The sequence below is a fragment of the Tepidimonas sp. genome, assembly GCF_036825565.1.
In the GTDB taxonomy this organism is placed as follows: Bacteria; Pseudomonadota; Gammaproteobacteria; order Burkholderiales; family Burkholderiaceae_C; genus Tepidimonas.
In genome coordinates, this window is the sequence record NZ_DAISXZ010000066.1 from 1 (window position 1) to 13,005 (window position 13,005).

The 13,005-nt window shown below is 68.9% G+C and carries 12 protein-coding genes; 5 read left to right on the plus strand and 7 right to left on the minus strand.

Annotated features, from left to right (window positions below; translation table 11 throughout):
* Positions 1-89 precede the first annotated feature (89 nt).
* Complete coding sequence (locus tag V7026_RS09080) at positions 90-623, minus strand: GNAT family N-acetyltransferase (protein WP_334155065.1); 534 nt, start codon at positions 621-623, stop codon at positions 90-92.
* A gap of 111 nt (positions 624-734) precedes the next feature.
* On the opposite strand from V7026_RS09080, the gene rpsP reads away from it, so the two are divergent.
* The 4 genes from rpsP to rplS all read left to right on the plus strand — a co-directional run bounded on the left by rpsP (position 735) and on the right by rplS (position 2,890).
* Entirely contained in the window at positions 735-1,004 is a 270-nt protein-coding gene (rpsP, locus tag V7026_RS09085; protein WP_334155066.1) for a 30S ribosomal protein S16, read from the plus strand.
* A gap of 13 nt (positions 1,005-1,017) precedes the next feature.
* Positions 1,018-1,611: a ribosome maturation factor RimM gene (rimM, locus tag V7026_RS09090; protein ID WP_334155067.1), complete on the plus strand. Its 594-nt coding sequence runs from the start codon at positions 1,018-1,020 to the stop codon at positions 1,609-1,611.
* A 19-nt stretch (positions 1,612-1,630) separates the two neighbouring features.
* Positions 1,631-2,437: a tRNA (guanosine(37)-N1)-methyltransferase TrmD gene (trmD, locus tag V7026_RS09095; RefSeq protein WP_334155068.1), complete on the plus strand. Its 807-nt coding sequence runs from the start codon at positions 1,631-1,633 to the stop codon at positions 2,435-2,437.
* A gap of 96 nt (positions 2,438-2,533) precedes the next feature.
* Positions 2,534-2,890, plus strand: coding sequence for a 50S ribosomal protein L19 (gene rplS, locus V7026_RS09100; RefSeq protein ID WP_068610670.1), 357 nt, complete (start codon positions 2,534-2,536; stop codon positions 2,888-2,890).
* 94 nt (positions 2,891-2,984) lie between these two features.
* On the opposite strand, the gene V7026_RS09105 is transcribed toward rplS, so the two are convergent.
* Both V7026_RS09105 and V7026_RS09110 read right to left on the minus strand, forming a co-directional pair.
* Entirely contained in the window at positions 2,985-4,739 is a 1,755-nt protein-coding gene (locus tag V7026_RS09105; RefSeq protein WP_334155069.1) for a SulP family inorganic anion transporter, read from the minus strand.
* Positions 4,740-4,762: 23 nt separating this feature from the next.
* Complete coding sequence (locus tag V7026_RS09110) at positions 4,763-7,954, minus strand: sensor domain-containing protein (RefSeq protein WP_334155070.1); 3,192 nt, start codon at positions 7,952-7,954, stop codon at positions 4,763-4,765.
* Positions 7,955-8,124: 170 nt separating this feature from the next.
* On the opposite strand from V7026_RS09110, the gene V7026_RS09115 reads away from it, so the two are divergent.
* Entirely contained in the window at positions 8,125-9,492 is a 1,368-nt protein-coding gene (locus V7026_RS09115; RefSeq protein WP_334155071.1) for a DUF3422 family protein, read from the plus strand.
* A 28-nt stretch (positions 9,493-9,520) separates the two neighbouring features.
* On the opposite strand, the gene V7026_RS09120 is transcribed toward V7026_RS09115, so the two are convergent.
* The 4 genes from V7026_RS09120 to ftsY form a co-directional block, all read right to left on the minus strand.
* A complete protein-coding gene (locus tag V7026_RS09120) occupies positions 9,521-10,144 on the minus strand; it encodes a c-type cytochrome (protein ID WP_334155072.1) in 624 nt (207 codons plus the stop codon).
* A 136-nt stretch (positions 10,145-10,280) separates the two neighbouring features.
* Positions 10,281-11,564: an NAD(P)/FAD-dependent oxidoreductase gene (locus V7026_RS09125; protein WP_334155073.1), complete on the minus strand. Its 1,284-nt coding sequence runs from the start codon at positions 11,562-11,564 to the stop codon at positions 10,281-10,283.
* A 20-nt stretch (positions 11,565-11,584) separates the two neighbouring features.
* Positions 11,585-11,887, minus strand: coding sequence for a c-type cytochrome (locus V7026_RS09130; protein WP_334155074.1), 303 nt, complete (start codon positions 11,885-11,887; stop codon positions 11,585-11,587).
* A 173-nt stretch (positions 11,888-12,060) separates the two neighbouring features.
* Positions 12,061-13,005 (minus strand): signal recognition particle-docking protein FtsY (gene ftsY / locus V7026_RS09135; RefSeq protein ID WP_443082336.1); only part of this gene is annotated, 945 nt, incomplete at its 5' end.

The window sequence follows — 13,005 nt, forward strand, 5'->3', positions numbered from 1 at the left end:
CGGCAACCATGGGGCGGTGTTTGCGCAAGACGGCGATGCGGGGTAGGAGCCGGAACCGATGGCGCCGGTTCCCGCAGGGGCGGGGCGCGTCAGCCCTCGGTGGGTGGGGTGCGGTCGCCCCAGCCCAAGGATTTTTCCATCAGCACGATGTCGAGCCAGCGGCCGAACTTCCAGCCGCAGGAGCGCACCACGCCCACCCGCTCGAAGCCCAGGGCAGTGTGCAGCCCGATCGAGCCGGCGTTGGCCGAGTCGCCGATCACCGCCATCACCTTGCGGATGCCTCGCGCCTCGAGCTGGGCCAGCAATTCGGCCAGCAGCGCGCGGCCCAGCCCCCGGCCCACCGCCTCCGGGGCGATGTAGATCGAGTCCTCTACCGAGAAGCGGTACGCTGGGCGCGGCTTGAACCAGTTGCCGTAGGCAAAGCCCACCACCGCCCCCTGCAGCTCGGCGACCAGCCAGGGCAAGCTCTTGGCCAACACGTCGGCGCGGCGCGCGCCCATGTCGGCGGCGCTGGGGGGATCGGTTTCGAACGTTCCCGTGCCGTGCAGCACATGGTGGCCGTAGATGCGGGCGATGGCAGGTAGGTCGTTCTCGTGGCTCGGGCGGATCAGGGGGGGGTTCACGGGTCGCTGGCTATAATGGCAGGTTTGCAACGTTTCGCTGGCCGGGTGGCCAGTCGTCGTGTCTCAGGCGTTGCCTCCACCGTCTCGTCGAACAGTTCGCAAGGATAAACCATGGTCGTGATCCGACTCGCCCGTGGCGGCTCGAAGGCCCGCCCGTTCTACCACATCGTCGTCGCCGACAAGCGCTGCCGCCGCGACGGCCGCTTCATCGAGCGCATCGGCTTTTACAACCCCATCGCCCGCGGCAACGACGTGCCGCTCAACATCTCTCAGGACCGCCTGACCTACTGGCTCGGCGTCGGCGCCCAGCCGTCCGAGACTGTTGCCCGCCTGATCAAGCAGGCCCCCAAGGTCGTGCCGGCCGAGGCCGCCGCGGCCTGATCCCGCCCGTCGCATGGCCGAGTCTTTGCCCTGGCAGGTGGCCGAGCTGCCCGCCGACGCGGTCGAGATCGGCCATGTGCAAGAGGCCTGGGGTGTGCGCGGCTGGGTCCGCGTGCATGGCCTGAGCCAAAGCGGCGACGCCTTGCTGCATGCGCGCCGCTGGTATTTGCAGCCCCCGTCGTCCACCCGCTCGCCCCGTGCGCGCGCGTTCGACGCCTTCCAAGGCATCGTCGCGGTGGCGGTGGCCGAAGCGCGCTGGCACGGCGACGCCGTGGTGGCGCATTTCGACGGGGTCGATGACCGCGGCCTGGCCGAGCGTCTGCGAGGCGCCCGCATCCACATCGCGCGTGCCGACTTCCCCCCGACCGATGATCCCAATGAGTTCTATTGGGTCGATCTGATCGGCCTGTCGGTGGTCAACCGCGAGGGGGTCGTCCTGGGCGTCGTCGAAGACCTGCTGCCCACCGGGCCGCACGCCGTGCTGTGCCTGCGCGACGGCACCGGCGAGCAGGCGGTCGAGCGCCTCATTCCTTTCGTGAGCGCCTATGTAGACGCAGTGGATCTGGCCGCGCGCCGCATCACCGTGGATTGGCAGCCCGATTACTGACCGCGGCCCTGCGGGTGCCATGCGCTTCGACGTCATCACCCTGTTCCCCGAGCTGATCGAGCCCTACCTGTCGGTCGGTGTGGTGCGCCGCGCCTTCACCGGGGCGGTGCAGGTGCGGCTGTGGACCCTGCGCGATTTTGCCGACGGTCACTACCGCCGGGTGGACGACCGCCCGTTTGGTGGCGGTCCGGGCATGGTTATGCTGGCCGAGCCGCTGTACCGCTGCTGGCAGGCCATCCGTCTCGACCGCGGGCTGCCCGTGTGTCGCCCGCCGGGTGCGGCCGTGGATGTGCCGACCGTGCTGTTCTCGCCCGCGGGCGAGCGCTTGTCCCACGACGTGGTGGCCCGCTATGCGCGGCCGGCCGAACCTGGTGCGATCCTGCTGTGTGGCCGCTACGAGGGCGTGGACCAGCGCTTCGTCGATGCCTGTGTGGACGCGCAGATCAGCCTGGGCGACTTCGTCCTGTCGGGTGGCGAGATCGCGGCCGTGGCGCTGCTGGATGCGGTGGCGCGGCTGCAGCCTGGGGTGCTGGGCGATCAGGCCAGCGCCGAGCAGGACAGCTTCAACCCCGGCGTGGATGGTCTGCTCGACTGCCCGCATTACACCCGGCCAGAGGTCTGGCAGGGCCCGGCGGGGCCGATGACCGTGCCGCCCGTGTTGCTCTCTGGCCACCATGCGCAGATCGAGGCGTGGCGCCGTGCGCAGCGGGTGCAGGCGACGGCGCGCTGGCGGCCGGACGTCCTGGCGCGCGCACGTGCCGAGGGGCGGCTGCGGCCCGCCGATGAGCAAGCGCTGCGCGAAGCAGGTTATAATGGCGGGCTTTGATCCTCTGTCCGGTTTCAGGGCATGGCCCTGGGCGGGGCGGCGCAAGGGCGCGGCTCCGTGCAACATCGCAGCGCGGTCATGATCGTGGATGTGACTATGAACCTGATCCAGATCCTCGAGCAGGAAGAAATTGCTCGCCTGAACAAGAACATCCCCGCCTTTGCGCCCGGCGACACGGTGATCGTCAACGTCAACGTGATCGAAGGCAACAAGAAGCGCGTCCAGGCCTACGAAGGCGTCGTGATCGCCAAGCGCAACCGGGGCCTGAACTCCAGCTTCATCGTGCGCAAGATCTCCAACGGCGAAGGCGTCGAGCGGACCTTCCCGCTGTACAGCCCGCTGATCGCCAGCATCGAGGTCAAGCGCCGCGGCGATGTGCGCCGCGCCAAGCTCTACTACCTGCGCGGCCGCACCGGCAAGTCCGCCCGCATCAAGGAGAAGCTGGGCGCGTAAGCGCTCCCGCCCGGGCCAGGCCCGGTTGCCTGTCCGCCCCGCCCGGTCGGCACGACCCGGCGGGGTTGTCGTTTGGACGGATGCCTCGTGCCGGTCAACCGGAGGTGGCACCGCGGGGGGCGAGCGTTTCGATGGCCTGGTGGTGGCTCAGGAACACCTGGCCGCTCAGCCGGGCGGGCAGTCCGGCACGCTGCAGCCGGTCCATCACCGGGCCCTTGACCTCGGACAGATGCAGGCGGATGCCGGCCTGCGCCAGTCGCTCCTGGATGGTCTGCAGGCTCTCGAGCGCACTGGCGTCGATCTCGTTGATCGCCGAGCACTGCAGCACGACGTCGCGCACCGCCGGGCGCGTGGCGACTTGCGCCGCCACATAGTCCTCCAGAAAACGCGCGTTGGCAAAGGTCAGACTCTCGTCCACCCGCAGGCCGAGCACGTGTGGCACGGTCTCCACCGCGTGGCGCTCGACGTTGCGGAAGTGTTCCGTCCCCGGAATGCGACCCACCACCGCGATGTGCGGCCGGCTGTTGCGGTACAGCAGCAGTGCGAACGACGCCAGCACACCCGCCCCCAGCCCGACCTCCACTCCGACGGTGAGGGTGAGCGCGGCGGTCAGGGCCATGGCCGCAAAGTCGCTGTGCGAATAGCGCCAGATGCGCGCGAAGGCCGGCAGATCCACCAGGGTCAGCACGGCGACCATGATCGTGGCCGCCAGCGCGGCCTGAGGCAAGTGGTGCAGCGCTGGCGTCAAAAAGGCCGCCACGCCCGCCAGCCCGACGGCGGTGTACAGGCCCGCGGCGGGGGTGCGGGCCCCCGCCTCGAAGTTGACGACCGACCGCGCGAACCCACCCGTGACCGGAAATCCACCGCTGACGGCGGCGGCCAGATTGCCGGCGCCCAGCGCGCGCAGCTCCGCGTCGGGGTCGATGCGCTCGCGGCGCCGCGCGGCCAGCGACTGACCGACCGATACCGATTCCACGAACCCCACGATGGCCAGCAGGAAGGCCGGCAGCAGCAGCGGCTCCAGCCCGGCCCAGCCAGCATCCCCGAGGCCGGGCCAGGTGAAGGTGGGCAGCCCCGCCGGGACCGTGCCGACCACCCGCACACCGTGGGATGCCGCGTCGGCCGCCGCACACACGGCGGTCACCGCTGCCAAAATGGCGACCGGCGCGGCCTTGGTGGCTATGTCGGCGGCGGTGGCGGACCACCCGAGGCGGCGTAGGCCCGGTCGCAAGCCCCGCCGCGCGGCGAGCAAGACGGCCAGCGTGCCCGCGCCAATCAGCAGGGTGGGCCCGTGCGTCCCACCCACGGTGTGCCAGCCCTGCGCCAGTAGCGAGGGCAGGGTCGTCCCGTTCAGGGGCACGCCCAGCAGGTGCTTGAGTTGGCTGGCGGCGATCAGGATGCCGGAGGCCGAGACGAAACCGTGCAGCACCGGATGGCTGAGAAAGTGGGCCAATACACCCAGCCGCAACACGCCCAGCAGCAGCGAGATCGCGCCGCTGAGGGCCGCCAGCCACCAGACGGCCCAGCCATAGATGGGCGTGCCCTCGGGGGCCAGCGCCCCGGCAGCGGCGGCCGTCATCAGGGACGTCACTGCGGCCGGACCCACCGCCAGGGCGGAACTGGTACCGAGCACCGAATACACGACCAGGGGCAGGATGCTGGCGTACAGCCCGGCCTCGGGCGGCATGCCCGCGAGCTGGGCGTAGGCCAGGCTCTGCGGCACCAACATCAACGTTACCACTGCGGCCGCCACCCCGTCCCCCGTGGCGTGGTCGCGCCGGTAGTGGCGCATCCACCGCAACATGGGCAGCCAGTTGGGCAAGGAGGAGGGGGATATCGGCGCGCTCATGCGCCGATCGTAGCGCGGACGGCTCAAGCCGCCACGGCGTGCGTGGGCTGCTTGCCGTCGTCCAGGACGATGACGGGCGCCTCGGACGGCGCGGATTGCGCGGCATCCAACGCGCACAGCCGGTCCCGCAGGCGGTGCAGGGCGCCCAGCAGCGTGCCATGGGCCTGGTGGATGGCCGGGTCCTGTTGTGGGTCGGTGTCCGGCGCGTGCTCCCACCAGCGACGCGCGGCCACATGAAAGGCCTCGTGCGCCCGCTGCAGCGCCGCGTACTCAGGCCAATGGTGCGTGGAGGCCGGCAGCGATTCGGCCAACAGAGTCTGCAGCGGGCAGTCGCCGGACGCCGCCGGCGTCACCCGCCGCGTCGCCAGCCCCGTGAGCACGGCCCGGTGTTCGACCTCCAGCCGCGCCAGTATCCGCGACCAGGGCGATTGCACGAGCGTGCGCCAGCGCATCCAAGAATCCGGCGGCTGCCAGGCTGCGGCCCAGTCGGCCCATTGATCGGCGGGCATGGGCCGCGCAATACCATAGCCCTGGGCCGAATGTGCACCCAGCCGCAGCAGCAGCTCTCCGTGGAGCAGCGTCTCGACGCCTTCGGCGACCACGCGCAGGCCGAACGCCTGCCCCAGCGCGACCACGCCGTCGATGATGCGCAGATCGCTGGGATCGTCGAACATGTCGCGCACGAAGGATTGGTCGATCTTGACCACGCTGGCGGGTAGCCGCTTGAGATAAGCGAGCGACGAGTAGCCCGTGCCGAAGTCGTCGATCGCCACGGCGACGCCCAGCGTGCGGCAGCGCTCGAGCAGGCGCTCCAGTTCGGCGATGCCGTCCAGCGCGCTGGACTCGACGATTTCGAGCTCCAGACGGCTCGGGTTTACCTGGGGGTGGCGAGCCAAGCGCTGGGCCAGCCGGTCCGCAAAGGCCGGATCGCGCAACTGGCGTGCGGCGATGTTGACGGACAGCGTCCAGCTCGACTGCCCCGCGTCGTGCCAGCGCTGGAGCTGGCGCATGGCCTCGTCCAGCACCCAGTCGCCCAGCGCGATCATGGTGTCGTCGTGTTCGATCGCGGGCAGGAAGGCGGCCGGCGCCAGCAATCCCCGCTGCGGATGCTGCCAGCGCAGCAGGGCCTCGGCCCCCTCGATGGCGCCATCGACCAGGCGAACTTGCGGTTGCAGGTACAGGCGGAACTCGCCCTCGCTGGCCAGGGCGCGCCGCACATCCGCCATGCGCTCGGCGTGGGCCGCCGCGGCCCGGTCTTCTTGCGGGTCGAACAGGTACCAGCGGTTTTTGCCGTCGCGCTTGGCCCGGTACAGAGCCTGATCGGCATGGCGCAGCAGCACCTCGGCATCGGCGCCGTCGTCCGGGTACAGCGTGACGCCGATGCTGGTGCTTAACTGCACGAGTGTCCCGTTGTATTCGACGGGCTCGGCGCTCGCCCTCAGCAGCCGGTCGATGACGGTGGTCCAGCATTCGCTGTCGTCCAGGTCGGACAGCACGGCGACGAATTCGTCACCCCCTACCCGCGCCAACGTATCGCCTTCGCGCAGCGCCCCTTGCAGCCGTTGCGCCACGAGGCGTAGGATCCAGTCGCCTTGGCTGTGGCCGTGGGAGTCGTTGACAGATTTGAAGCCGTCCAGATCCAGATACGCCACCGCCACCCGCCGCTGGTGGCGCCGGGCGCTGGCGATGGCCAGGTCCAGGCGGTCGGCCAGCAGCGCACGGTTGGGCAGCCCTGTGAGCAGGTCGTAATAGGCTTGCCGTTGCAGGGCGTTTTGCTGCGCTTTGAGCTCGGTGATGTCCTGCGCGACGGCGACATAGCGGATGATCTGTCCGCGGTCGTCGCGCACGGCGGAAATCGTCTCCACCACCGGAAATTCGGTGCCGTCGCGGCGACGCCACCAAGCCTCGCCCCGCCAGCGGCCTTCCCGCAGCAGAAGGCGCCGCAGCCGGTGCCAGTCGGGCGTACCGTGCCGGTCCGCCGGCCGCCACGGCAGATTGGCACGGCCGATCAGCTCGTCCCGCGTATAGCCGCTCATCTGCAGCGTGGCGGCGTTGGCGTCCAGGACGGCGCCGCGCTCGTCGGTGACGATGATGGCCTCGCCGGTGTCGTTGAACACGCTCGCCGCGATGGCGCGCGACTGCTCCAGCGCGACCTCGTCGCTCACATCGCGCAGAATGCCAACCATCACGGTGGCGCGGCCCGTGGCGGGGTCGCGCGCCACGACGCGGCCCCATACCTGCAACCAAATCCAGCGCCCGTCGCGGTGCTGCAGGCGAAAGCGCAGATCGGCCGCGTCGCTCTGGCCTTTTAGGTGGGCCTGCAGAGCGCTTTGGGCCTGCGCGGCGTCTTTGGGGTGTACCCACTGCATCCAGGTCGTGGTCGGGATGCTGTCTTGGCCGTCCTCGTCCAGTCCGATCAACCGGCGCAGCCGCGCGCAAGGGGTGATGGTGCGTTGCACCAAGTCCCAGCGCAGCCGCCCCAGTCGCGCGCCCTGCAAGGTATCTTCCAGCTCGTCGGCCAGGTCCCGCGCGCGGCGCGCGCTGCGCCGCAGCAGCACCAGCGCCACTGCCAGGGCGACGATGGCGGACACCGCGCCGGCCAGCGCCCAGGCCAGCGTGCGGGCCCGCTCGGTCTGTGCGAGCACCGCTTCTTCGGTGCGCTCGGCCACCAGGGCTTCCAGCCGGTTTTGGTAGCGTTGCAGCTCTTGTTGCAGCGTGACGCTGCGGCTTTCGGGCAACAGCACCGACAGCAGCAGCGTGCGGCCGTCGATCGTCATGGGCGTGCTGTGGACCTCGACCGTGACGATCTGCCCCGACGCAAGCCGGTGGGGAAACAGGTAGTAGCCCCGGCCCTCGCGATGCGCGCGCTCCATTTCGGCGCGCACGTCGGCTTCCGGCAACTGGTTGATCTGGCGAATGTTCATGCCGCCGGGGGAGCGCAGCGCCGGATAGCCATAGAAATCCGCTGCCGCCGCGTTGGCTTCGACGATGGCGCCATCCGCCGGATCGACCAGCCACATGGGCACGGTGTGCTGCTGCAGCAGGCGCGGCAAAGTTTGCGCCGACACCGGCCACGCCAGCCCCAGCCACGCGATCGCCAGCGCCAGGGCGGCACCGCGCCAGCCGAGCGCGGCCGAGCGCTTCGGCGTCGGGGGGTGCCCCCTCCGTGGGGCGACGACGGCGCAGCCCAGCTGCGACAAGGCCGTGGATCGCAAGCGCATATTCCCTGAAAGCAGACCGGCGTGGGGAAGACCACGGGGTGAAGACCGCGCCAGTATCCACCGAATCGCCGCGTGTGGCGATACCGTTGGGGCGTCGTCGCGTGCCATTCGGCACAAAACCCACACCCTGTGCGGCGCCCCGCTGTGCTATGTTCACGCCTGTGATGGATGCCAATGCCTTCGGGGGTATCCCCGCCACACTGCCCGCCGAAGATCCGCGTCGCCGCGTGCTGCACGACGAGGTGCATGCCCGCCCACCCGCGCGCATTCGCATGCCTGCGCTCGTGGTCTACGTCGCCGTCGTGCACGATGGGGTGGATCGGGCGCAGGAGTTGGCTCATCTGCGCCGCTTGCCAGGCCAGGACGGCCTGACCGAAGCCGACCTGCAAGGCAATTTTCGGCGCCTGCGCTGCCCTCCAGGCTTCACCGTCAAATGGGAGCGGCACACCGAGTTCACCCGGTATTCGCTGGTGCAGCCGCTGCAGCCAGAGATGGGGCTGGACGCCCGCGAGCCGGAGTTGCTGCCCCATCTGATGGTGTCGCGCGAATGGCTGGCGGGGATACCGGGGCGCACCATTTGCGCGATCAAGCTGGCGATGGTCACCGGCGATCTGTCGGAGCCGGTGGCCGTGCTGGCGCGCGCACGCCACTGGTTTGGCGATCAGCCGGTGGTGGCATCGGTGTTGGGCCAGCAGGGGCATTCGATGGTGGTGACGGATTTTCGCGTGCGCCCCTGCGGATTCGAGCGGATGCTGGTCGTTGCCCCGCCCGGCACCAGCGAGACGCGCGCGGGCCGCATCTCGGCCCGGCTGCTGGAGTTCGAGACCTACCGCATGATGGCGCTGCTGGGCTTGCCGGTGGCCAAGGCCCTGGTCGGGCCGCTCGCCGACGCCGAGCGCCGCTTGGCCCGCCTGACCGCGGACATGGAGTCCAAAGCCAGTTCCGACCAGGCGCTGCTGGACGATCTGGTGGGGCTGGCCGCAGGCATTGAGCGCGCCATCGCCGAAAACGGCTACCGCTTTGCCGCCACGCGGGCGTATGACCGCATCGTGTCGCAGCGCATCGCGGAGCTGCGCGAGCGGGCCGTTCCCGGCACCCAGACCATCAGCGAATTCATGCAGCGCCGGCTGGCGCCAGCGATCGCCACCGTCGCCTCCACCGAGCAGCGGCTGGTCGCGCTTTCCGAGCGCATCGCCCGCACCAGCGCGTTGCTGCGCACCCAAGTGGACATCGCCCGGGAGGAGCAGAACCGCCAGTTGCTCGAGAAGCTGACCCGCGGGCAGGAACTGCAACTGCAGCTCCAGACCACGGTGGAGGGGTTGTCGATCGCGGCGATTTCGTACTACGTGATCAGCCTGGTGCTCTACGGGGCCAAAGCCCTGAAATCGGCGGGCGTTCCCCTGCACCCGGAACTGACCGCTGGTGCGCTGATGCCCGTGGTGCTCTGGGGCGTGTGGCGCATGACGCGGCGCATCCACGCCCGGCTGCACGGCCAGACCCAATCGCGGGCCCTGCGGTCCCCGCTCGCGTGAGCGCCGCCGGCCGCTGTCGGCGACGGACTCACTTGGTGCTGAGGTACTCCGCCACCGCGGCCATTTCCAGCTCGGTCATCTTCTCGGCGACAGTGTGCATCACGACGTTGTCGTTGGTACGCTGCCGTTTGTTGAATTGCTTGAGCTGGGTGAACAGATAACCCGAGAACTGCCCCGCCAGCCGCGGCAGGTTGGTCGCGCCGTGGGCGTCCGGGCCGTGGCAGCTGGCGCAGGCCGGCACGCCGCTGAACTTGTTGCCGTTTTGGTACAGGTAGGCACCCACCGCCGCCAGGCCAGTGTCTTTGACGTTTTCGCGCGGGGCGGGCAGTTTTTCGTAGTAGCGGCCCAGGGCCAGCATTTCGTCGTCGGTCAGCTTGGCCACCATCTCGGCCATGGCGGTGCTTTTACGCTCACCGCTTTTGAAAGCCTTGAGCTGCTTGACGATGTACTCGGTGTGTTGTCCGGCCAGGCGCGGGAAGATGTCGCTGGTGGATTCGCCCTGATCGCCGTGGCACATCGCGCACACGCCGTTGGCAATCTTGCGTGCGCGGGCTTCATCCGCCTGCGCCCAGGCAGGCGAGGTCGAAAGGGCGGCCAGCGCGCACAACACCGGTAGCACGCGCCGCAGGAAAGGAGTCGGGCAGGCGTTCATCGCACGATGCATCCTAGGGTTTCAACTCAGGGTAAGCTAATGCTGATGCACGAATATTGAAGGAGCGAAAAAGCCCCCGTCGTGCCGGGGGAAACCGCTACGCGGGGTGCCCCCGTGCACGAAAGGGGTCCGCCGATCACGCCAGCGTGTCCGCCCAGATGTTGCGCGCCCAGGCGAGCGCGTAGCGGCCTTCCAGCTCGCTGGCGCGTGCCGAGACGCCACCGGAGCCGGGCACCGTCAGCATGGTCTTCTTCTCCGCGTCGTAGCGGTGCACGCTGGCCACGTGCACCACGTCCTCGTCGGTGACGAAGCTGTAGCACGTGTTGGCGTACAGCGGCGTCTTGGGCGGCTCCTTGCCCATCAGCAGGTTGACGACGGCGGCCGCGCAAGTCTTGCCGTGTTGGTTGGCCATATGGCCGGACTTGGGCATGGCCGGCGCGATTTGGATCGCGTCACCCAGCACGTGCACGTTCTTGACGGCCACCGATTCCATCGTCAGGAAGTCGACTTCGCACCAGCGCTTGTTGGCGGTGGCCAGCCCCATCTGCACCGCGATGTCGCCCGCGCGCATGTCGGGCACGACGTTGAGCACGCTGCCCTTGAAGTCATCGTTGAACTCGAACTTCAGGGTGTTGGTCGCCGCATCGACGTCCACCACGCTGTGTTTGGGGCGGTATTCCAGAATGCCCTTGTAATGCTCGTCCCAGGCCTTCTTGAACAGCGCGGGCTTGGAGGTGACGTCGCTGTTGGCGTCGAAGACGATGACCTTGCTCTTGGGTTTGGCCTTCTTGAAGTAGTGCGCCACCATGCAGGCGCGCTCGTAGGGGCCGGGCGGGCAGCGGTACGGCGCCAGCGGAATGGATAGCGCGTACACGCCGCCGTCAGGCATGGCCTCGAGCTGCTTGCGCAGCGCCACCGTCTGCGGGCCCGCCTTCCAGGCGTGCAGCACCTTGTCCTGGGCGCCGGGCTTGGCCATGCCGGGCAGCTTCTCCCACATGAAGTCGATACCCGGCGAGACGATCACGCGGTCGTAGCTCAGCTCGCTGCCCCCGGCCAGTTTGACCACGCGCTTGTCCGGGTCGATGGCCGCGGCGCGGTCGCGCACGATGCGCACGCCGTGCCGCTTTTCCAGGTTGTCGTACGGCACCGTGATGTCGGACATCTGCTTGAGGCCGCCGATGACCAGGTTGGAGATCGGGCACGAAACGAAGTTGGCATTGGGCTCGACCAGTGTGACCCGCACCTTGCCCTCGGAGAACACGCGGATGTATTTGGCAGCGGTGGCCCCGCCGTAGCCGCCGCCGATGACGACGACGTGCGGGCCGCTGCCGCCACCGGGGGTGGCGCAACCGCTGAGGAGACCGAGCGAGCCGAGTGCAGAGCCGGCCGCGACGCTGTGGACGAATTGACGACGTTGCATGGTGCGTTCCTCCTCTCGGCTCATTGCTTTTTCTGGGCCGCGAAATAGGCCGAGATGGCCCGCAGCTCGTCATCGGTGTAGCCCTTGGCGAGCTGGTGCATCAGCGTGGCAGGCTTGCGCCCGTTCTTGAAGTCGAGCAGCTTTTGCAGCATCTCGTCCTTGTCCTTGCCGGCCAGCGTCTCCATGCCGGGTTGCGCATGGCCGTTGGTGCCGTGGCAGTTGGCACATGCCGCTGCCCAGACCTTGACCTGGTCCACCTGCGCCTGCGCGAGCGCGGCCGCGCCCAGCAGACCCGCTGCCAGGATGTGTTTGAACGCCTTCATGGTTGTGATGCTCCTCTAGGGATGTTTCGGCAATCGTGCCGTGACAGGATCGATATTTATCATGATGTGCTGATATAAGCAATCCGAAGAAATTCTAGGGACGGCCCCAACGCCAAGCTTACCGCGTACCCCTGCCGCGTGCACCGGGTCAACCCGAATGCCACCGCAGCGGTTCAGCCCAGCAGCGCGGTGGCGAACTCGCGGGCGTCGAAGGGTTGCAGATCTTCCAGCTTTTCGCCGATACCGATGAAATAGACCGGCAGCTCGCGCCCCTGCTCGCGCGCCCACATGGCGATGGCGGCCAGCACGCCGCCCTTGGCGGTGCCGTCGAGTTTGGTGACGATCAGGCCAGTGAGTTGCAACGCTGCGTCAAAGGCCTTGACCTGCGCCAGGGCATTCTGGCCGGTGTTGCCGTCGATGACCAGCAGCACCTCGTGTGGGGCGGTGGCCTCGGCCTTTTGCACCACGCGCTTGATTTTGCGCAGCTCTTCCATCAGGTGCAACTGGGTGGGCAGTCGGCCCGCGGTATCGACGATCACCACATCCTTGCCGCGCGCCCGACCCGCGGTCACGGCGTCGAAGGCCACCGCGGCCGGGTCGCCGCCGTCCTGGCTAACGATGTCCACCCCATTGCGCTGCGCCCACACGCCAAGCTGCTCGCGCGCTGCGGCGCGAAAGGTGTCGGCCGCCGCCAGCAGAACGGTCGCGCCGTGGTGGGCCAGGTGCCAGGTCAGCTTGCCGATGGTGGTGGTCTTGCCCGCGCCGTTGACGCCGGCCACCATCCACACGGTCGGGCCGTCGGGTTGAGCGCCGACGGCCAGCGGTTTTTGCAGCGGACGCAACCAGTCGGTGATGGCGTCCGCCAAAAACGCGCGCACCTGCTGGGGGTCGGTCGCGCGGCCGGTCTTGACGCGGCGGCGCAAATCATCCAGCAGGTGGGTGGTGGCCTGGGTGCCGGTGTCGGCCATCAGCAACGCGGTCTCAAGCTCCTCGTACAGGGCGTCGTCAATGCGGGTGCCGGTGAAGACGGCGGTGAGGCTGCTGCCCGTTTTGCGCAGACCGGCGGACAGTCGGCCCAGCCAGCCCTGCCGCGTGGGGCTGGGGGCCGGGGCGTCGGG

Excerpts from the sequence above, each read along its gene's own strand:
- rplS (WP_068610670.1), top strand. The coding sequence starts at position 2,534 with ATGAACCTGATCCAGATCCTCGAGCAGGAAGAAATTGCTCGCCTGAAC.
- V7026_RS09105 (WP_334155069.1), bottom strand. The coding sequence starts at position 4,739 with ATGAGCGCGCCGATATCCCCCTCCTCCTTGCCCAACTGGCTGCCCATG.
- V7026_RS09120 (WP_334155072.1), bottom strand. The coding sequence starts at position 10,144 with ATGAACGCCTGCCCGACTCCTTTCCTGCGGCGCGTGCTACCGGTGTTG.
- trmD (WP_334155068.1), top strand. The coding sequence starts at position 1,631 with ATGCGCTTCGACGTCATCACCCTGTTCCCCGAGCTGATCGAGCCCTAC.
- V7026_RS09130 (WP_334155074.1), bottom strand. The coding sequence starts at position 11,887 with ATGAAGGCGTTCAAACACATCCTGGCAGCGGGTCTGCTGGGCGCGGCC.
- V7026_RS09115 (WP_334155071.1), top strand. The coding sequence starts at position 8,125 with ATGGATGCCAATGCCTTCGGGGGTATCCCCGCCACACTGCCCGCCGAA.
- rimM (WP_334155067.1), top strand. The coding sequence starts at position 1,018 with ATGGCCGAGTCTTTGCCCTGGCAGGTGGCCGAGCTGCCCGCCGACGCG.
- rpsP (WP_334155066.1), top strand. The coding sequence starts at position 735 with ATGGTCGTGATCCGACTCGCCCGTGGCGGCTCGAAGGCCCGCCCGTTC.
- V7026_RS09125 (WP_334155073.1), bottom strand. The coding sequence starts at position 11,564 with ATGCAACGTCGTCAATTCGTCCACAGCGTCGCGGCCGGCTCTGCACTC.